Raw genomic sequence first — 543 nt, forward strand, 5'->3', positions numbered from 1 at the left:
TGTTGATTTGCACCCAGAACTGAGCCGTTAAGGCGCATTATTTTCACTGAGAACTGAGCCATGTGAACCTTTCCCCAAAGCATAAAGCAGCGGGGGCAACGGAGTGATCCACATGGGACTTTTGAACATCATCCATCGGATGCATAAGCGGCAGAAGCTGTCGATCCGCGAGATTGCGCGGCTGACAGGCGTGTCGCGTAATACAGTGACCAAACATCTGGCGGCGAATACCATCGAGCCAAAATTCGCGACGCCGGAACGGGCGAGCAAGCTTGACCCCTTTGCCGAGAAGCTGGCGGGTTGGCTGAAGACCGAAGCCGGAAAGTCGCGTAAACAGCGGCGCACAGTGAAGCAGTTGCACGCCGATCTCGTGGCGCTTGGCTTCACCGGGTCCTATGCCCGGGTGGCGGCCTTTGCGCGATCGTGGCGGGCAGATCGACAGCGTGAACAGCAGACGACGGGGCGCGGGACCTTTGTGCCGCTGCATTTTGATCCTGGTGAAGCCTTCCAGTTTGACTGGAGCGAGGACTTTGCGGTTCTGGG

1 pseudogene is annotated in these 543 nt (G+C 58.0%); it reads left to right on the forward strand.

Annotation, left to right across the window (positions count from 1 at the left end):
* Positions 1-112 precede the first annotated feature (112 nt).
* A pseudogene (locus tag GZH79_RS13525) lies at positions 113-543 on the forward strand (IS21 family transposase); the annotation flags it as partial.

Source organism: Loktanella sp. SALINAS62 (genome assembly GCF_018263905.1).
Lineage (GTDB): Bacteria > Pseudomonadota > Alphaproteobacteria > Rhodobacterales > Rhodobacteraceae > Loktanella.